This is a genomic window from Moorella naiadis (nom. illeg.) (genome assembly GCF_051020825.1).
GTDB classification, from domain to species: Bacteria; Bacillota; DSM-521; order Neomoorellales; family Neomoorellaceae; genus Neomoorella; species Neomoorella naiadis.
Genome location: NZ_JAXGFQ010000018.1, coordinates 43,191 through 60,619 on the forward strand (window position 1 = coordinate 43,191; position 17,429 = coordinate 60,619).

Sequence of the window (17,429 nt, forward strand, 5' to 3'; positions counted from 1 at the left end):
CTGCCGGCAACCTTTTTTACCCCATCCGGTGTTATAGCCAGAGCCTGAAGCAGCCTTTTATCCGGCTTTAACTCTTTAAAAACCATAGCGAATTAGCAGCCGTTAACAGCCTGCCGGTTAAACTTTACTTAAGCTGGTGGCCTGAGGGCTGTTTACCTATAGCTTGCACTGGCCAGCGGAGGCGGCCGGCGTTGAGGAATAAAACCAGGCTCAACATATTTTGCCACACCATGGCCGTAGCCGGAGAAAGGAAGCGCAAATATCCCAGTCCCATACCGATAATATTGGCGGCCTGGACGAAGAAAAACTCCTGGAGGTAGATAATCTGCGAGCTCTGCGCCAGGCGAAATACCTCTAGCACCCGAGCCGGATCAGGATTTAAGGAAAACATATCCGCCGTCGCCAGGGGCTGCCCCAGGGCCAGGCTGAAATCGGCGGCGGCCAAGGCCGCCTCATCCCTCCTCTTACTGCCAACGGCTGCTACTAAATGGCCCTGATCCTTTAAGCCCTTAATAACAGCCACCTTTTCCTCTGGTGTAGAACTTACCTGAAAACCGTCTAATCCCAGTTGCCGGGCCAGCAGGCCGGCAGCCTCGGGGCCGGCGTCATCGATCAGGATTTGCTTTCTCAATCCCAGAGACCGCAGGGATGTAACGGCCGCCAGGGCTCCTTCCTTTAACGGCTCCTCCAGGGCGATCAGGCCTACCGGCTGGCCGTCGATGACTACATAAAGGGGCAGGAGGCCTGTCTGCCGGTAGCGCTGTTCCCGGGCGCGGCCGCGACGGCTGGTTACCTTATGCCGCCGCAGGGATGGGAAGCTCCCCAGGAGCAGGCGCCGGCCGGCCACGTCCGCCCGGATGGCGCCGCCCGGGAGTATCCCGGCGGCGCCGACCCGAACGGGGGGAAGTCCCTGCTCCTGAAGCCGCCGCCAGAAGACCGGTCCCAGGGGATGGGATGCCTGGCTGCAGGCGGCGGCCGCTATTTGCAACAGGAGTTCCCGGGTGTAGGCCGGGTCAAGGGAGTAAATCTCACGAACCGCCGGGATCCCGGTGGTCAGCAGTTCGCCCCCGCACCAGACCAAAGTATCCAGGGCCGGCATAGCCATAAAGTGGCGGCCGTCGGCAACCAGGATGCCGTTGGCCACCGAACGGCGAATGGCGGTGGTGGCAACCGCCGTTTCGCCCAGGGAAGTGGCTACCGGCGCCCCGGCTACCAGCATGGCCAGGGCCTGGCGGATATCCCGATGCCAGAGGTAGGTTCCACCGGTCAGGGCTACGGCCAGCTTGCTGGCCTTTTCTCCATAGTGTTCCACCCGGGTGGCTTCTACCGGCGGCAAGGAGGCCGGCCGCAGGGTACATTCCTTATCCCTGGCTAAGCTGGCCAGGGCTATCCGGGCCTGACGGGATGCCAGTTTCTCCGCCAGGCGCATTTCTTCTGCCAGGACCAGGATCAAAAGTCCCGGCAGGCTCTCCCGCAGCAGCAGGAGGAGCAGGGCTGTCCCCCCTAAAAGAAGGTCGGCGTTCAAACCCCCACCGTGACCGGCCCTTGTAAAACCTCGCCGTAGGAGGGGGTAGCCGGCAATGGCGGTAACCAGGGCCGCCGAATTGACCACCCGGGGTGAGCGGGCCAGGGGCGGCTCGCCTAGAATAATTCTCTTCAGGGTCAGAAAGGCCAGTAGACCGCCGCCGGCAAACACGCGCAGGAGAGCCGTACCTCCAGGGGCAAGATGAACCGGCCCCGGCAGCGGACGGACTTGAGCAACCGTGAGGTCCTGTACTTTATGTAATAGCTTCCCTTCCTCGATCTCCTGGGGCCGGTAAAACAGCAACAGGCTGCCGGTAAGAGAACTGGCCCGGGCTTCCTGCATTCCCGGTAGAGCCTGCAGGGCTGCGACCAAGGCCGCGGGCATGAGGAACCCTGCCTTTAGTCCAGGCAGGTAAAGACGTAGCCGGCCCGGCAGACGATGACGGATGCTGAAGGCCTCCCCGGTCATGAACGACCACCAATCCTATTTGCTAGGGCAAAGCTATCTCTTTTATAAGCATATTATTAGCAAAGGAAGGATTTTTAACCAGAGCCAGCCCCGGACAGTAAAAAAGCGGCCCGGCGCCGCTGGTGCGGCAACTCCGGCCCTCTATTTAAAAAACTCGATAGTCAAGGTCTCTCCCTGGGTGCCGGCTTGTTTCAGAAAACGGATCTCCAGGAGGCCGCGCTGGTAGGTGGCCCGGGCGCTCTTGCTGTTGACGGCCGCCGGCAGGGTAAGGGTGCGGCTGAATTTCCCCTGCTTCCTCTCCTGCTGGTGCACCTTAACTACCGGCAGCAGCTGGAGGCCGGAGGTGACCTCCCCTTCCAGGCGCAGGGTACTGCCGTTCAGTTCCACCCGGACGTCTCCGGCCTGGTGCAGGCCGGGGATGGCTGCCGTAACAATGACCTCGCCGGCGGTCTCGACAACATCTACCGGTGGCCACTTGCCCCGGCCCAGGCGGCCCAAAATGCCGGTGGGATCCGGCAGCTCTATGCCGGCCAGGTCTTTAAAAAAATCCTCATCCAGGTAAGGAATGTTTTTCAAGGCGTCCAGAGGATCACGTTCCCTGGCCACGGCTATCACCCTCTTCGGACCCGGTCGAGAAATTAATGCGCGGCTGGTCCCCGGTCAAGGGCCGGTGTTTTCTTACCGGCTCCCTTTGTATCCGGGGTGCGTCAGGATCCCCGCCGGGCATCAGGCGCACTACCCGGCCGCCGTAGTTAAGGCCGATGCTCAAGGACCCGCTTAAGTCTTTCACCCCGATGCCGTCGATATTAAAAATGAGCTGGTCCAGGTTGACTTTATCAATGGCAACCTTATCGATATGAATATCCAGGGCTTGCCCGGCCAGGTCTTTCAGGAGGGCCGCCAGGTCAGCGGCTATTTTATTGACCGCCAGCTGCAGGTCGGTAACCCGTTGCTCCAGTTCCCTTTCGTGCCCGGGGCGTTCCCCTGACCGGTCGCGGGACTTCAGGTACCGCCACCAACGCCCCAGCATGGCTTAAACAACCTCGACAATGGAGGGCCCCAGGGCCGACTTAAGCCCGCCGTCAATGATATTGCTGTCGATAAAGTCAGGGTCATAAAGGATATTAGCCCCGGTGGGTAGGAAATTAAACAAACCGTTTACTTGCCCCAGGGTTATGTTGGATTTGGTATTCAGAGTCCAGGCGTCGCTGACGCACTTACCCTGGCTCATGGCAGCATTGGTCCGGAACTGGACGACCTGGATCACGCCGTTGATGATGGCTACGGCCATATTCTTAGCCCCCCCTGTCTGCTAACAGTTTATGCGGCGGGAAATCTTTTGTGTCCTGCCCCTGACGCCGGTACCCTTTTCCTCCGCCGGCATAAGCTTTAGTAGCGGGTAGGAGGTGGGTAAAGGTGGCCAGGTTTTTCCTCCAGATCAATATTCATACCCTGCGTATCGCTGACGTCGATACTGGTTCGGCCGTGGCTATTGGCACCAATTATTTCTACGACTGGTCTACCTGTAGTAAAACCAACAACGGTTTTGGCCGTCTATCCGGTGACCGCAATTCCCTGGATGATTCTGCCTTTCAGGTAGAGGATCCGGACTGGCAGGATATGCTCTGCCAGGACTGGCTGCGCGATCCGGCTCTCCGTAAAATTCTCTCTTAAGGGGTGTACGCCATGAAAACAGAAATTCACCTGGGTAAATCCCTGGTAATCACCGTCCACAGCAATGCCGGCCTTTTTTATGGGGAGAATACCCTGCAGGGCTGGCAGGGTCGTATTAAGGGCAATGCCGGCATCGGCCGGGTAAGCGGCGACGGCAACCTCATCGCCAGCCGTCTTAATTACCTTGATGACCCGGACTTCTTCGACCTGCTGATCCGGGTCCACCGCTGAACAGGTCCAATCAGGTACTTGCTAGTTGGCTTCCTGGGGGCCGGCGCTTTCAAACCCATATTGGGAAAGCAAAAGGCGGGGTCCCGGTTTGGTAGCCGGAACTCCGCCTCTAATTACCTTCAAGCAGCTTGAAGCACTCCGCCGGCAGGCTGGTGACTGTCTGCACGACCATCACCTTCCAGTGCGGCGATTTTTTTGTTGACCTGCGCCGTCATGGACTGGCGGGTCTGGGGGTCTTCGACCGTCTTTTCCAGGAGCCAGGGGCACTCTTTAAGTAGCGCCAGCAGTTTTCCCTGTAACATTTTCTATACCTCCCCGGGGGTATCCCTTGATTTGTTTTCATTCTAACTCCCCCGGGTTAAGTTTGAATTAAGATGAAATTAGATCTCAATTAAGATTTGAGTATACCGGACTAAGGGTAATGCCACTTTTGCCTCAGTGCTTTTTACAGATAAGATGCGCCGCAAAAAATAGCTTTCAGGCGCAACCGGCCGGCATCATGGTGGCGGCCTTCAGGCTCTCCTCCCGGATCTGCTCCAGGATGCGGCCTTTTAATTCCAGGAAAGGCCGGGAGTTTTTAACTTCAAAGGACCGGGGCCGGGCCAGGGGCACGGGGATGCGCGCCTTGAGGCGTCCCGGCCGGGCCGTCATGACGTAAACTGTATCCCCCAGGAAGATGGCCTCCTCCACGTCATGGGTCACAAAGAGGATGGTCTTCCGGGTCTCTTCCCAGACCTTGAGGAGGAGTTCCTGCATGACCAAGCGGGTCTGGGCATCCAGGGCACCGAAGGGTTCGTCCATGAGGAGAATGTCCGGATCATTGGCCAGGGCACGGGCAATGGCCACCCGCTGCTTCATGCCGCCGGAGAGGTTTTTGGGAAAGGCGCTAGCAAAGGCCTGCAGGCCGATGATCTCGAGGTAGTGCTCGGCGATCTGCCGCCGCCGGACGCCATCCATCCCCTTCAGGCTCAGGCCGAACTCGATGTTCTGGCGCACCGTCAGCCAGGGAAAGAGGGTATAGCTTTGAAAGACCATGCCCCGGTCGGCTCCCGGCCCCTGGATTAAATGGCCGTCTTTATACACCTGGCCGCTGCTGGACTCGGCCAGGCCGGCGATGATGCGTAACAGGGTGGATTTGCCGCATCCCGAAGGACCCAAGATGGTGACGAACTCCCCCTCCTGCACCCCTAGGGAGACGCTCTCCAGGGCGGTAATCCTTTCGCGCTTCAGGGTGAACTCCCTGGTAAGGTTGATCACCGTCAGTTTATTGCCGGTGGCTTGCGGCACTGTTGCCAGGGCCATAGAGTTATACCTCCCTTTCCGTCCAGGGGAAGAACCAGCGGTAGAGAACCTTAAAGGTCATATCGCAGATAATCCCCAGCACGCCAATGGTCAGGATGCCGACAAACATATCCGGGGTACTTAGCTGGCGGCCGGCATTCATGATCAGGAACCCCAGGCCGGAGTTGGCCGCCACCAGTTCAGCGACAATGACGTAGGTCCAGGCCCAGCCCAGGGTAACCCGCAGGGTATCCATGATCCCCGGCAGGGCCGCAGGCAGGACCACCCGCCGGAAGACCTCCAGGGGCCGCGCCCCAAGGGTGTAGGCGGTATCAATGAGATCCTGGGGGACGTTGTGGGTGACGTCCATAATCATCAGGACCAGCTGGAAGAAGATGCCGATAAAGACGACCCCGATTTTCTGGATCTCAAAGATGCTCAACCAGATAATGGTCAGGGGGATAAAGGCCGAGGCCGGCATGTAGCGAAAAAAGGCCAGCAGGGGCTCAAAGAAGGCTTCGGCTACCTTCAAGCTGCCCATGAGAATCCCCAGGGGGACGCCAATGAGGGCCGCCAGGAGGAAACCGGTGGTCACCCGGAAGAAACTGATGCCGATGTCGTTAACCAAACCGTTACCGGCCAGCTCCACAGCCGCCCGGGCCACGGCTGCGGGGGCGGGCAGGTGGGACGGTGGCAGGTGGCCCACCGTTACCCCCACCTGCCACAGCAGCAGGAGCAGGGCAAAGGCAGCGATGCTGAGGCTGAGGTATAGTTTGCCGGGAATGGGGGCGTTGAGTTTAAAATACTTACCGAGCTTCATAGCGCTTTTCCTTATGGTTACTATGGTTTACTATTGGGTTTACTATTGCGGCTTTTCTGCGGGCTGGGCGCACAGCCCTTACCTGCTAGATCTTCGCCTTATTGACAAAGGTCGGGTCGATCATGGCTTTGGCCTCGGGCTTGGATTTAATGACCTTGTTGTTAAAGCCAAAGTCAATGGCCTGTTGCAGGGAGGTGTAGAGGGTACCCGGCTTGTCGGCCGTACCGAACATCTCCTTGTTCTGAGCCAGGTTAAAGAGGCGCAGGGTCTCCAGGTTGCTGGTGAACTCTTCTACCTTTATACCCAGGCCCTTGGCCATGATGGCGTTAGCATCGGCTTTATTGCTCTCCCAGTACTGCATGGCCTCGGCCAGGGCGTTAACCATGGCCTGGAGGGCCTCCGGGTGTTTATCGGCCCAATCGCTGCGCAGGGCGACGGTATCCATAATCAAGCCCGGGGTCTCCTTGGAGGTCGCCAACAGGTTACCCTTATTTTCTTTTACGGCTTTGCTTAGCCAGGGTTCCCAGGTGACGGCGGCGTCCACTTTGCCGGCGACGAAGGTCGAGCCGGCGTCGCTGGCGGACATCTGGACGTGGTTGATATCCTGTTCCGTCATACCGTTCTTGGCCAGGATGGACAGGAGGAGGATATGGCTGGCGGTGCCGAAGTCGTAGGCCACATTTTTACCTTTGAGGTCTTTGATGGTCTTAATCTCCGGTTTGGCCAGGATGCCGTCACCACCGTAAGAATCGTCCAGGGCCCAGATCTGTTTCAGGGGAATGCCGGCGGCCACAATCTGGGTTTCAATATCCAGGGTGGTGGCGATGCCGTCGACCTGGTTACCGGCCAGGGCCTGCTTGCGCTCGCCCAGGCCCTGGATGACGATAAGCTGGACGTCCAGGCCGTGTTTCTTGAAGAAACCCTTATCCCGGGCCAGGAAGAGGGGCCCGTAGCCCGACCAGGTGGTCATGGTGATTTTGACGGGGGTGAGTTTTTGCTCCTGGTTGCTGTTGCCGGTCTTTTTATCGGCGGCCTGCTGCTTGTTGCCACCGCCACAGCCGGCCAGGATTAAGCCCGCCAAGGCCAGCACCAGGACCAGGGCAATAAATTTTTTACATCTTTTAGCCACGTTGATTGCCTCCTTGAGTTATATACTCCTGCAGTTCCCGGCCGCTGTGGTCGGCCGCCAGCAGGGCCGCGCGGATTATGGCGGCGCTCACCGGGAAGGGCATGTTGGCCATGTCCGGGCTGCCGGCCGCCGCCTGGCTGACCAGGTCCAGGGAGGGCCCGTCCGTTGGGGACAAACCTACTTGTTCCAGGGTTACTGGCAGGCCCACCCGGCGGTTAAAAGCGGCCAATTGCCTAATCTCGCCAGCGTCTTTCCCTTCCAGGACCAGCTGGACCAGGTTGCCGAAGGCGACCAGCTCGCCGTGGCAGTAGCCCCGGGTCAGGGGCGAGGCGGTTAAACCTTCATAGACACCGTGGGCGCCCGCTGTACGGCCGTCGTCGCCGCCCAGGCCGCTGACCAGGCCGCTGATGAGGATGACGGCGTCAATGACCTTTTCCAGGGCCGGGGTGACGGCCCGGTCCTCCACCGCCGCCCGGGCCTCAGGACCGGCGGCCAGGATGCTGTCGTAACACAGATGGGCCAGGGTCAGGGCCCCTGCCAGGGCCAGGTGAGACGCCGCTGCCATGCTGGTAGCCCGCAGCTCAATATATTTAGCCAGGGTATCCCCCATGCCGGCGGCCAGGTAGCGCCCGGGGGCGGCGGCTATAATCCGGCTGTCTACCAGGACCAGGGCCGGGTTGACGGCGTGATGGGAGATCTCCAGGAAGTGGCCTTGCCGGTCATAGATAATGGCGATGGAGGTAAAGGCGGCGCAGGTGGCGGCAATGGTCGGCACGGCCACCAGGGGGACGCCAGCCTGCCAGGCTGCGCCTTTACTTGTATCCAGGGCTTTACCGCCGCCCACCCCCACCAGGAAATCGGCGCCTGTCTCCTTGACGGTCGCGGCTACTGCAGCGATATTTTCCGGGCAGCATTCGCCGCCATACCAGGTCTTAGCGACTATTTCTATACCGGCAGCAGCCAGGGCCTCTTCCAGGTCTGGACTGGCTGCCGCCAGAGCCCGATGACCCCCCACCAGGCAGGCCCTGGTGCCCAGGGCCTGGATCTCCGGGACGGCTGCCTCGATGGCCCCGGCGCCACGGCGGTAATGGCCCGGGGCTATTATACGTTCTAACATTGACTTCCTCCGCAGATAGGGTTCTCTGGCTCTCTAATACTTTACCATAACAAAGCTATATTCGCCACGGAATTCGGGAATCCTGCCGTTAAGATGGAGTAAAAATAAACCCGTAGTAAAGTATTGTTGCGCTAATCTTGCTATTTTTTTGATGGAGCTTTATACTAAAAGCAAAACCTGAAAAGGAGATGGCTGTCAGTGCTCCCCACCAGGCGTCCCCTGGCTGAAGTAACCAGGGAACTGGTAGCTACGGCTACCGGCAAAGTGCCCGCCGATACAGTCATTAAAGGCGGCAGAGTTGTCAATGTCTTTACCGGCGAAATCCTGCCGTGGGATATCGCCATTAAAAACGGCCGCATTGCCAGCGTCGGCGATGTTACCACGGCCATAGGACCGGAGACGGAGGTTATCGATGCCAGCGGCTATTACCTCTGCCCGGGTTTCATGGATGGTCATGTCCATGTCGAGAGCAGCATGGTGACGGTGACCCAGTTCGCCCGGGCCGTCCTCCCCGGCGGCACCACGACGATTTTTATGGACCCCCACGAGATTGCCAATGTCCTGGGGCTGGACGGGGTAAAATTGATGGTGGATGAGGGTCAAGAGCTGCCCCTGAGGGTCTTTGCCACTATGCCTTCCTGCGTGCCGGCGGCCCCCGGGTTTGAAGACGCCGGTGCCGCCTTCGGCCCGGAGGAAGTGGCTACGGCCATGCCGTGGCCCGGCATCTGCGGCCTGGGGGAAATGATGAACTTCCCCGGCGTCCTAGCCGGCGACCCCTCCGTCCACGGTGAACTCCAGGCCACCCTGGCGGCCGGCAAACCCATCACCGGCCACTTCGCCATGCCTGCTGATTTCCAGGGCCTGGCTGCTTATACTGCCGCCGGCATCTCCTCCTGCCACGAGTCCACCACCACCGCCGATGCCCTCAGCCGCCTGCGCCTGGGTATGTACGCCATGATGCGCGAGGGCTCGGCCTGGCATGACATCAAAGCTACTATTAAAAGCCTGACTGAGACCCGGGTCGACAGCCGCCGGGCGGTCCTGGTCAGCGACGACAGCCATCCGGAAACCCTCCTCGCCACCGGGCACCTGAACCATGTCGTCCGCCGGGCCATTGAAGAGGGCCTAGACCCCATCCGGGCTATCCAGGCGGTGACGATTAATACGGCCGAGTGCTTCGGCGTCGCCCAGGACCTGGGGGCCATCGCGCCGGGACGCCTGGCTGACATCCTCTTCTTAAAAGATCTGGCCGGCGTGGAGATTGATAAAGTCATGGTCGACGGCCGGTTAGTGGCCGCCGGCGGCCGGCTGCTGGTAGACCTGCCGGTAGTCACCTATCCCGAAGGGGTGCGCCATTCGGTGCACCTAAAGGCACCACTCCGGGCTGAACAGTTCCGAATCAACGCCCCGGCGGGTAAGAAGGCAGTGCCGACCCGGGTTATGGAAATCATCGAAGCCAATGTAAATACCAGGCACCTGACGGTTAGCGTGCCGGTAGTCGCCGGTGCGATCTCGGCTAGTGTCGAAGACGACCTGGCCAAGGTGGCCGTAGTGGAGCGCCACGGCGGCAGCGGCAGCATCGGCCTGGGCCTGGTGCGGGGCTTCGGCTTCCAGGGGGGCGCCGTGGCCTCGACGGTGGCCCACGACAGCCATAACCTGCTCATTGTCGGGATGAATGACGCCGATATGGCCCTGGCGGGTAATACCTTGGCCGCATGCGGCGGCGGTCTGGTAGCCGTCCGGGACGGTCAGGTCTTAGCCCTCCTGCCCCTGCCCATTGCCGGCCTTATGTCCGACCGGCCGGTCGAGGAGGTCGCCGCCCAGGTAGCGGCCGTCCACCGCGCCTGGCAGGAACTGGGCTGCCACCTGGTGTCGCCCTTTATGACCATGGCCCTCCTCTCCCTGCCGGTCCTGCCGGAACTGCGCCTGACCAACCGTGGCCTGGTCGATACCCTGAAGTTCCAGTTTGTGGACCTGATAGCCGGTTAAAACCTGCGTTAGCGGTGACCTCTTGAATGTGAGTTATGAAATAGCCCTGGGCCCCGGCCTCCGGCCGGGGTTTTTGTTTAGTTGGCAACCGGTGATACCCTGACCCGTGACCCCTTGCCCCTGATCCGGCAAAGGTGTAGGATAGTTACTGTTTGGGGGGTGTGGCCATGAAACTCTTCCGTATCAGCCCGGGAACAGACCTGGATCTCCTGGCGGACAACCTCTGGGACGGCCGGCAGGAGGGGCTACAGTCCCGGGTGGTAATCAGCATCCGCCGGAGCCGGATCGCCACCGTGCAGCCCAGGGGAATAGAAAGCACTGGTGCTGGGGCCCAGCAAATGCGCCTCGAGGGTTTGACGGTCCTGCCCGGTTTGATTGATGCCCACGTCCACCTGGCCCTGGACGGCATTGACTTCCAGGCCTCCCTGGACCGCTGGCAGGACCCCGCGGCCAGGGAAAAGGCTCTAGGCGAGGCGTTGCGCTCCTCCCTGGACCACGGCCTGGTGGCCATCCGGGACGGCAGTGATGGGGAAGCCCTCAACCTCCTGGCTCGGGCAGGGATTCGAACTGGTAAATATCCTGGCCCCAGGGTGGTGGCCACGGGGATGGCTGTTACTAAAAAAGGGGGGTATGGGTCTTTCCTGGGCCCCGGCACCACCGAACCGGCCTCGGCTAAAGAGATGATTGCCGGCCTGGTTCACCGGGGTGTTGATCAGATTAAGGTCGTTGTATCCGGCCTGGTTACCTTTCACCGTTACGGTGAGGTGGGCAAGCTGGAGTTCACCGCTGCCGAACTGGTGGAGATTGTTAAGGAAGCCCACGCCGCCGGCCGGCCGGTGATGGCCCACGTCAACTCCGCCGCCGGAGTCGACCTGGCCCTGGCCGCCGGGGTGGACAGCATAGAACACGGCTATTTCTTGACCCCGGCCCAGCTGGAGGTTATGGCGGCCCGGGGTACCTACTGGGTACCTACCGTCGCCGCTATTGTCAACCGCCTCCATAGCGCCAAGAAGGAGGCCTACCCGGAGAAAGAAATAAAGATTATTCAGCGGACTGTTGCGGCCCAGCAGGAGATGATCGCCCGGGCCCACCACCTGGGGGTGCAACTGGTGGTAGGGACCGATGCCGGCGCTCCCGGCGTCTATCACGGGGAATCCTACCTGGATGAGCTTATGTACTGGTACCGGGCCGGCATCCCGGCGGCGGCCATCCTCCGGGCGGCTACGGTTACGGCCGCCGCTGCCCTGGGGCTGGCGGGAGAGCTGGGGCAGGTACGCCCCGGTTACCGCCCCTGCCTGATAGCCGTCCGGGGTAACCCCCTGGAGGACCTACAGGTCCTGGGCCGGCCGGAGATGGTCTTTATTGATACGCCCTAATAAAAATCCCCCGGTTGCCCGGGGGGCTTACCGGGACCGCCGCCGCGGTCCCGTTTTTACGCTTTATTCTTCCTCAATTTTAGCGCGACGAGAGGTCCAGGCGGTAGCTTTCCCGGCCACCGGCCTGGCGGCAGGAGCGCCACATAAAGTAATAGGCCAGGATCAGAATGGGGGGCGTAGTTAACTGGGTGAGGGTAAAAAAGCCCAGGCCCCAGTGGGGCACGATATAACCCACAGCGGATAGGGGGTTGTCCCGCACGGATTCTTCGACCACTGCCCGCAGGATCTGGTGGTAGAAGATAAAGGACCAGAACTGGTAACCGGGGGGCGGGTTCTTACTCTCCACATAGAAGTAACGGGCCAGGAGGATGATGCCGATGGCTGAACCGATAAGCTGGGCCGGCCAGCGGCCAAACCAGAAGTCCGTGGGCCGGCCCAGGACCTCCTGGTTAAAGATATTGGCGATCCGCACCAGGAAATAGCCGAAGGCCAAGCCGGGGACGACCATATCCGCCAGCTTGTTGACATCGACCTTTTTCCGGCGGGCGTAAAGCCAGCCGGACAGGAAGCCGCCCAAGAGGCCGCCGTGCCAGGACATGCCTCCTTCATAGATCTTGAAAACCTGCAGGCGATCCGTTAGGAACCAGCCAGGATAGTTGGCCAGGACAAATACCAGCCTGGCCCCGATTACGCCAAAGATGATGACGATGATGGCCAGGTTGAGGAGGAAGTCCTCGTCCAGGCCCCGCCGCAGGCCCTCCCGGTAGAGGTACCAGGAACCTACCAAAAAGGAAAGGGCCATAAAAATACCGTACCAGCGGACTGCTATGGGACCCAGGTGAAAGGCAATGGGATTCAGGTCGACTAACAAGTTCATTCCCCCAGGATATAAAGTGGGACTGGCTATTAGTAGTATACCCGTTCCTTTCCCCCTGCGCAACCGTCTATATACCGTTGCCGTATTGGCGCAGCTAAAAACCGCTTTTAAGCCGGTCTTCACCCTGATATAGTACCAGGCTTTATCAGTGGGGCGTTGGAATGCTGCTTGGAACAGCGCTTAAATTATAATATCGGATTTTTTATCATTGCGGACGGCCACCCGGCCGCCTTTGATGACGCAGACCTTTTCCACCTGGCCGATAATCGCCCCGGCGGGGGTAGTAGCATCCAGGAGTACCAGGTCAGCCCGGGCGCCCACCCGGACGCCGTAATCCTGGAGTCCGATAGCTGCAGCCGCATTATAGGTACCCATCTTGATCACCTGCTCCAGCTCCGCCGACGTGCCCATCTGCAGTACCTGGGCGGTAATCAGGGCTTCTTCCAGCATATCGGCGTTGCCGAAGGGCCGGAAAGCGTCGCGGATGTTATCCGAGGCATAGGCGACATTGACCCCGGCGGCCTGGAGTTCCCGCACCCGGGTGACGCCCCGGCGGACCAGGCCCTGATCCTGGCGGCCCATGAGGTAGAGGTTGCAGGAAGGCAGGGTGATGATACTGATACCGGCCTCCTTGACGGCGGCAATGGTACGCTCCGCCGTCGCCGCATCCACCGCCGCCAGGCCGCAGCAGTGGTCGGCCACTACCCGGCCCTGGTAACCATTCTCCAGGGTTTTAGCGGCTATATACTCCAGGGAGGCCACCGACGGGGAGTCGGTCTCATCGGCGTGCAGGTCGATGACCACCCCGTACTTGCCGGCCAATGCAAAGATATAATCGACCCACAGTTTCATACCCTCCGAAAGGTGGGGCGCCCCGCCCAGGCCATCCGCCCCCAGACGCAGGGCTTCTTCCAGGAGTTCCTTTAACGGCGCCGTGGGCTCCGGTTCCGGCCCGCTACACATGGCAATCACCTGCAGGTCGACCTTGCCAGCAAACTCCTCCCGCAGCTCCAGGGCGGCCTCGATGCCCCGCAGGCCCAGGTTTTCGCTGACGGTAATATGGGTGCGCATGATTGTCGTCCCGTGACGCAGGGCCAGGCGCAAGACCCGCCGGCCCCGCTCCAGTAAGTCGCCCCTGTCAATATCCTTGCTCCGACGCTGGAAGTCTTCAATAGCCTCTTCCAGGGAACCGACGCCACCCTCCGGGGCCGTCAGGGCTTTATCCAGGTGGGTGTGGGCATCGATAAAGGCCGGTATGAGCAGCCGGCCGGAGGCATCCACCATCTGCCGGGCTGACCCGGCGACATTATTCCCGGCGGCTAGAATGCGCCCGTCTTTAATAGAAACGTCAACACTGCCCTGTCCATCCATCAACCGCGCCCGCCTGATTAACAGATCATTCATTTTTATCTTCCTTCCCGTCAATGCCATCATTTATTTTTTTTAATCTTATTCAAATCTAAACCCTATCCTACCACAAGAAAATATAAAGGTCAATTTAACATCAACTTAATTAGATCCGACAAGGATTCCGTCATTTTATGGCGAATAAGCATGTTATTTGGAAAATCATGGTCAAGAAAGGAAGTCGAAGGTTGGATCTCAATTTAATCCTGGGCCTGGTAATCGGCTTTGGCTCGTTGATTGCAGCTTTTATCCTGGAGGGAGGCAGCCCGGGGGCTCTCCTGGCCCTGACGGCGGCGATGATCGTCTTCGGCGGCACCATCGGCGCTACCCTTATCGGCCTCAGCTGGGATGAGGTGCGGAATATCCCCCGCTTATTGCAGGTTGCCTTCCGGGAAAAAGCCCCGGATTTGAACGAGGCCATCACCACCATCGTCAATTACGCCGTCCTGGCCCGCAAAGAGGGCTTTGTCCGGCTGGAAAAGGAGCTGGCCAACGTCAGGGATAGTTTTCTCCGGGCCGCCCTGCAGCTGGTAGTCGACGGCACTGACCCCGAACAGACCCGCAACGTCCTGGAGCAGTATATTTACGCCACCGGCGAGCGCCACCGCAGCGGCGTCGGCCTTTTTGAGGCCGCCGGCGGTTACGCCCCCACCATGGGCATCATCGGCACCGTCATGGGCCTGGTCCACGTCCTCAGCAACCTGAGTACCCCGGATAAACTGGGGCCCTCCATTGCCATGGCCTTTATCGCCACCCTCTACGGCGTCTCGTCGGCCAACCTCCTGTGGCTGCCCATCGCCACCAAGCTCAAAAATAAAGACGCTCGGGAACGCCTGTACCAGGAGATGATCCTAGAGGGCGTCCTCTCCCTCCAGGCCGGTAAGAACCCCACCCTCATCCGCAGCACCCTGGCGGCCTTCCTGGCCCCGGGCCGGGAACAGCCTGCAGCCGGGCGGGGGCAAAGGGAGGTGACGGCCGGTGGCCGCCCGCAAGGGAGCGCACGCCAACAAGGATAATCAGGAACGCTGGCTGCTGACCTACTCCGATTTGATTACCCTTTTAATGATCTTTTTTGTGGTTATGTACGCCATCAGCGATACCAACGCCCAAAAGCTGGCTGCCCTGGCCAGCTCCCTGACCCAGACCTTTACCGGTGCCCCTGCCACCTGTGTTTTACCGGACGGCGGCCTGCCCTCCGTGGTGCCCGGCATTGCCCCAGCCCCGGGTGACGCTGCGGCCGGCGGGACAAAGGAAAGTGCCGAGCTAGCCCGGGCGAGGGCCGAACTCCAGCAGTACATCCAGCAGGAAGGGCTGGAGGGCCAGGTTACCCTAAGGACTGAAGACCGGGGCCTGGTGGTCAGTATGGCGGATGCCGTCCTTTTCCCCAGTGGTTCGGCCGAACTGACGCCGGACGCCCGAACCATCCTCCAGCAGGTAGGCCGCGCCCTGGCCCGGCTCCCCAATTACCTGCGGGTGGAAGGCCATACCGATAATCTGCCTATCAACACCCCGGCCTTCCCTTCCAACTGGGAGCTCTCCACGGCCCGGGCTACCAACGTGGTCCGGGTCCTGGTAGCTACAGCCGGCATCAAGCCCGAGCGCCTCTCGGCTACCGGTTATGGTGAATACCGGCCGGTGGCCCCCAATGATAACGAAGCCGATAGGAGCCGTAACCGCCGGGTGGATATCGTCGTCCTGAAGGAGGCCTATAACGTCACCGAACCGCATAAGTGAGAGGTTGGAGGTGGGAAGTTGGAGGTGAGTATAGCGGAAGGGATTGGCAGCGGCCAATCCCTTTTCCGTTAAAACTCTGTAGCCGAGTGAACTGCCCTGCTTTTCTGCTGCTTTCTTAGCGACCCTGGCGGCCCAGGTCGGGATAGAAGATCGTCCGTTTTTCCCAGGTCCGCAGGACTACCTGGTTGTCGTTACGGGCAACGACATACTGGGGCAGGATAGGGGTCTTGCCCAGGCCGTGGGGGGCGTTGATTATATAGGTAGGCACGGCCAGGCCGGAGGTATAACCCCGAAGCTGATCCATGATCTCCACACCTTCCCTGATGGAGGTAATAAAGTGGGTGGTCCCCTTGACCGGTTTGGCGTGGAAAATATAGTAGGGCCTGACCCGAATTTTTAGCAATTCCTGGTTTAATTTCCGCATAATGAAGGGCCGGTTGTTGACGCCCTTAAGTAAGACTGCTTGATTGCCCAGAACTACCCCGGCCTGGACCAGGCGATCACAAGCCTCTTTGGTCTCTAAGGTAACCTCCCGGGGATGGTTGAACTGGGTATTGAGGTAAAGGGGTGGGTGCTTGGCCAGTACCTGGCAGAGCTCCGGCGTGATCCGCTGGGGCATAGTCACCGGGACCCTGGTGCCCAGGCGCTTGATCTCGACATGGGGAATATGATCCAGCTCCGTCAATAACCAGTCCAGGAGGCCGTCACTGAGCATCAGGGCGTCGCCGCCGGTAATGAGGACGTCGCGAATCTCTTCGTTCTGGCGGATGTACTGGAGGGCCTGTTCCAGTTCCCGGGGGCTGCGGCCGCGATCAACTTCACCGATGTTCCGGCGCCGTTGGCAGTGGCGGCAGTACATGGCGCATTGGTTGGTAACATTGATGATCAAGCGATCCGGGTAGCGACGGGTAATGGCCGGCGCCGGCGAAGTCAGTTCTTCATCCATGGGATCCAGGAGGCCCACCTCGTCCTCCAGCTCGGCTGCGTTGGGCAGGGCCTGGCGGCGGATGGGACAGTCAGGTTCCGTTCCCATTAAGCTCAGGTAATAGGGCGAGACGGCCCAGCGGTAGGTCCGTTCTACCTGCTGGATGGCTTCCCTCTCCGCGGCGGTCAGGGGCAAGAGTTCCGCCAGGGCAGCGACGGAGGTAATGCGGTGGGTCAACTGCCAGCGCCAGTCCTGCCACTCCTCCTCCCCGGCGCCAAAATAGGCCAGGATACGCTCCTTGTTGGCGGCAATCCCGGCTGCTGCCTCGATGCCACTGGGGATCTTCTCTTTTTCCTCCAGGTAATCGACAATCCTGGCCTTCAGTTCGGCTGCTCGTGTTAAAGCGATTTCCCTCTTGGCTTCCCTGCCCATCAACCTGCCTTTCTTAAGGTAAATACTCACCGTTTGGTTCCTCCTTCCAAGAATAAAATAAAACCTCGGCCTGAACCGGGGTTTTTATGGCATAGAAATTTAAAGGTGATCCACCTTTGCCTTTCCACGCTTACGAAGTTAGCTGCCGGGTTCGGGTCGAAGGTTAACCCTACCCCGCACCCATTTTCTCCTTTACTTCAACCTGCTCCCTCGGGAGCTTTAAAGTAATGAAGCTGTCTGAGCACGGGGATTCACCCCAGGAAGTGGTTCCCCCGTTCCCTGTTCAGGGATTCAGCGCTCGCTAATTAAGTTTTCTATACTATTTTAACATAAATAGTAGGTTTTGTCAATGGGAGTGTAGGGGAGTGTGTCGCCGGACAGTGATATTGTCACCCTATAAGCGGACTGAGAAAATGTCACTATGAGAGGAGAAATCTTTTTGAG

The 17,429-nt window shown here is 59.8% G+C and carries 18 protein-coding genes and 1 riboswitch; of the genes, 6 read left to right on the forward strand and 12 right to left on the reverse strand.

The window, feature by feature from the left end; all coding sequences use genetic code 11:
* Window positions 1–124: 124 nt before the first annotated feature.
* From SDD30_RS11865 to SDD30_RS11880, 4 genes are all read right to left on the reverse strand, one after another.
* Complete coding sequence (locus SDD30_RS11865; protein WP_434075131.1) at window positions 125–1,993, reverse strand: HAD family hydrolase; 1,869 nt, start codon at window positions 1,991–1,993, stop codon at window positions 125–127.
* A gap of 141 nt (window positions 1,994–2,134) precedes the next feature.
* A complete protein-coding gene (locus tag SDD30_RS11870; RefSeq protein WP_434075132.1) occupies window positions 2,135–2,599 on the reverse strand; it encodes an Hsp20/alpha crystallin family protein in 465 nt (154 codons plus the stop codon).
* The gene (locus SDD30_RS11875; protein ID WP_434075133.1) at window positions 2,583–3,023 is read right to left on the reverse strand and encodes a hypothetical protein; all 441 of its coding nucleotides are present in this window, start codon (window positions 3,021–3,023) and stop codon (window positions 2,583–2,585) included. Before SDD30_RS11875 ends, SDD30_RS11870 begins: the two co-directional genes overlap by 17 nt.
* A 3-nt stretch (window positions 3,024–3,026) precedes the next feature.
* Window positions 3,027–3,284, reverse strand: coding sequence for a hypothetical protein (locus SDD30_RS11880; protein WP_434075134.1), 258 nt, complete (start codon window positions 3,282–3,284; stop codon window positions 3,027–3,029).
* Window positions 3,285–3,409: 125 nt separating this feature from the next.
* Between SDD30_RS11880 and SDD30_RS11885 the strand changes: the two genes are divergently transcribed.
* Together SDD30_RS11885 and SDD30_RS11890 are read left to right on the forward strand one after the other, a co-directional pair.
* Window positions 3,410–3,667, forward strand: coding sequence for a hypothetical protein (locus SDD30_RS11885; protein ID WP_434075135.1), 258 nt, complete (start codon window positions 3,410–3,412; stop codon window positions 3,665–3,667).
* A 12-nt stretch (window positions 3,668–3,679) separates the two neighbouring features.
* A complete protein-coding gene (locus SDD30_RS11890; protein WP_434075136.1) occupies window positions 3,680–3,898 on the forward strand; it encodes a hypothetical protein in 219 nt (72 codons plus the stop codon).
* Window positions 3,899–4,017: 119 nt separating this feature from the next.
* Here the strand turns inward: SDD30_RS11890 and SDD30_RS11895 are convergent, their stop codons facing one another.
* The 5 genes from SDD30_RS11895 to SDD30_RS11915 form a co-directional block, all read right to left on the reverse strand.
* A complete protein-coding gene (locus SDD30_RS11895; RefSeq protein ID WP_434075137.1) occupies window positions 4,018–4,200 on the reverse strand; it encodes a hypothetical protein in 183 nt (60 codons plus the stop codon).
* A gap of 175 nt (window positions 4,201–4,375) precedes the next feature.
* Window positions 4,376–5,200 carry an ABC transporter ATP-binding protein gene (locus tag SDD30_RS11900; protein ID WP_434075138.1) on the reverse strand — a complete coding sequence of 275 codons (825 nt, stop codon included), beginning with the start codon at window positions 5,198–5,200 and terminating at the stop codon, window positions 4,376–4,378.
* Window positions 5,201–5,204: 4 nt separating this feature from the next.
* A complete protein-coding gene (locus SDD30_RS11905; RefSeq protein ID WP_434075139.1) occupies window positions 5,205–5,999 on the reverse strand; it encodes an ABC transporter permease in 795 nt (264 codons plus the stop codon).
* 85 nt (window positions 6,000–6,084) lie between these two features.
* Window positions 6,085–7,128, reverse strand: coding sequence for an ABC transporter substrate-binding protein (locus SDD30_RS11910; protein WP_434075140.1), 1,044 nt, complete (start codon window positions 7,126–7,128; stop codon window positions 6,085–6,087).
* Window positions 7,121–8,245, reverse strand: coding sequence for an iron-containing alcohol dehydrogenase family protein (locus tag SDD30_RS11915; protein WP_434075141.1), 1,125 nt, complete (start codon window positions 8,243–8,245; stop codon window positions 7,121–7,123). The genes SDD30_RS11910 and SDD30_RS11915 overlap by 8 nt, the downstream gene beginning before the upstream one ends.
* 198 nt (window positions 8,246–8,443) lie before the next feature.
* Here SDD30_RS11915 and ade point away from each other — a divergent pair, with 198 nt between their 5' ends.
* Both ade and SDD30_RS11925 read left to right on the forward strand, forming a co-directional pair.
* Window positions 8,444–10,234: an adenine deaminase gene (gene ade / locus SDD30_RS11920; protein WP_434075142.1), complete on the forward strand. Its 1,791-nt coding sequence runs from the start codon at window positions 8,444–8,446 to the stop codon at window positions 10,232–10,234.
* A 167-nt stretch (window positions 10,235–10,401) separates the two neighbouring features.
* Window positions 10,402–11,610 (forward strand): amidohydrolase family protein, encoded by a 1,209-nt coding sequence (locus SDD30_RS11925; protein ID WP_434075143.1) that lies wholly within the window; start codon window positions 10,402–10,404, stop codon window positions 11,608–11,610.
* Between the two features lie 79 nt (window positions 11,611–11,689).
* Here SDD30_RS11925 and SDD30_RS11930 read toward each other — a convergent pair whose 3' ends face one another.
* Both SDD30_RS11930 and SDD30_RS11935 read right to left on the reverse strand, forming a co-directional pair.
* Window positions 11,690–12,481, reverse strand: coding sequence for a prolipoprotein diacylglyceryl transferase (locus SDD30_RS11930; protein WP_434075144.1), 792 nt, complete (start codon window positions 12,479–12,481; stop codon window positions 11,690–11,692).
* 186 nt (window positions 12,482–12,667) lie between these two features.
* Window positions 12,668–13,891: an amidohydrolase family protein gene (locus tag SDD30_RS11935; protein ID WP_434075145.1), complete on the reverse strand. Its 1,224-nt coding sequence runs from the start codon at window positions 13,889–13,891 to the stop codon at window positions 12,668–12,670.
* A 191-nt stretch (window positions 13,892–14,082) separates the two neighbouring features.
* Between SDD30_RS11935 and SDD30_RS11940 the strand changes: the two genes are divergently transcribed.
* Both SDD30_RS11940 and SDD30_RS11945 read left to right on the forward strand, forming a co-directional pair.
* Window positions 14,083–14,910 carry a flagellar motor protein gene (locus SDD30_RS11940; protein WP_434075146.1) on the forward strand — a complete coding sequence of 276 codons (828 nt, stop codon included), beginning with the start codon at window positions 14,083–14,085 and terminating at the stop codon, window positions 14,908–14,910.
* A complete protein-coding gene (locus SDD30_RS11945; RefSeq protein WP_434075147.1) occupies window positions 14,873–15,628 on the forward strand; it encodes an OmpA family protein in 756 nt (251 codons plus the stop codon). Before SDD30_RS11940 ends, SDD30_RS11945 begins: the two co-directional genes overlap by 38 nt.
* 115 nt (window positions 15,629–15,743) lie before the next feature.
* On the opposite strand, the gene eam is transcribed toward SDD30_RS11945, so the two are convergent.
* A complete protein-coding gene (gene eam, locus SDD30_RS11950) occupies window positions 15,744–16,985 on the reverse strand; it encodes a glutamate 2,3-aminomutase (protein ID WP_434075150.1) in 1,242 nt (413 codons plus the stop codon).
* 112 nt (window positions 16,986–17,097) lie between these two features.
* Window positions 17,098–17,292: riboswitch (cyclic di-AMP (ydaO/yuaA leader) on the reverse strand.
* Window positions 17,293–17,429 lie beyond the last annotated feature (137 nt).

Bases quoted from the DNA above. Each gene is read 5' to 3' on its own strand.
- SDD30_RS11895 (WP_434075137.1), bottom strand. From the start codon at position 4,200: ATGTTACAGGGAAAACTGCTGGCGCTACTTAAAGAGTGCCCCTGGCTC.
- SDD30_RS11875 (WP_434075133.1), bottom strand. From the start codon at position 3,023: ATGCTGGGGCGTTGGTGGCGGTACCTGAAGTCCCGCGACCGGTCAGGG.
- SDD30_RS11935 (WP_434075145.1), bottom strand. From the start codon at position 13,891: ATGAATGATCTGTTAATCAGGCGGGCGCGGTTGATGGATGGACAGGGC.
- eam (WP_434075150.1), bottom strand. From the start codon at position 16,985: ATGGGCAGGGAAGCCAAGAGGGAAATCGCTTTAACACGAGCAGCCGAA.
- SDD30_RS11865 (WP_434075131.1), bottom strand. From the start codon at position 1,993: ATGACCGGGGAGGCCTTCAGCATCCGTCATCGTCTGCCGGGCCGGCTA.
- SDD30_RS11890 (WP_434075136.1), top strand. From the start codon at position 3,680: ATGAAAACAGAAATTCACCTGGGTAAATCCCTGGTAATCACCGTCCAC.
- SDD30_RS11915 (WP_434075141.1), bottom strand. From the start codon at position 8,245: ATGTTAGAACGTATAATAGCCCCGGGCCATTACCGCCGTGGCGCCGGG.
- SDD30_RS11900 (WP_434075138.1), bottom strand. From the start codon at position 5,200: ATGGCCCTGGCAACAGTGCCGCAAGCCACCGGCAATAAACTGACGGTG.
- SDD30_RS11905 (WP_434075139.1), bottom strand. From the start codon at position 5,999: ATGAAGCTCGGTAAGTATTTTAAACTCAACGCCCCCATTCCCGGCAAA.
- SDD30_RS11880 (WP_434075134.1), bottom strand. From the start codon at position 3,284: ATGGCCGTAGCCATCATCAACGGCGTGATCCAGGTCGTCCAGTTCCGG.
- SDD30_RS11925 (WP_434075143.1), top strand. From the start codon at position 10,402: ATGAAACTCTTCCGTATCAGCCCGGGAACAGACCTGGATCTCCTGGCG.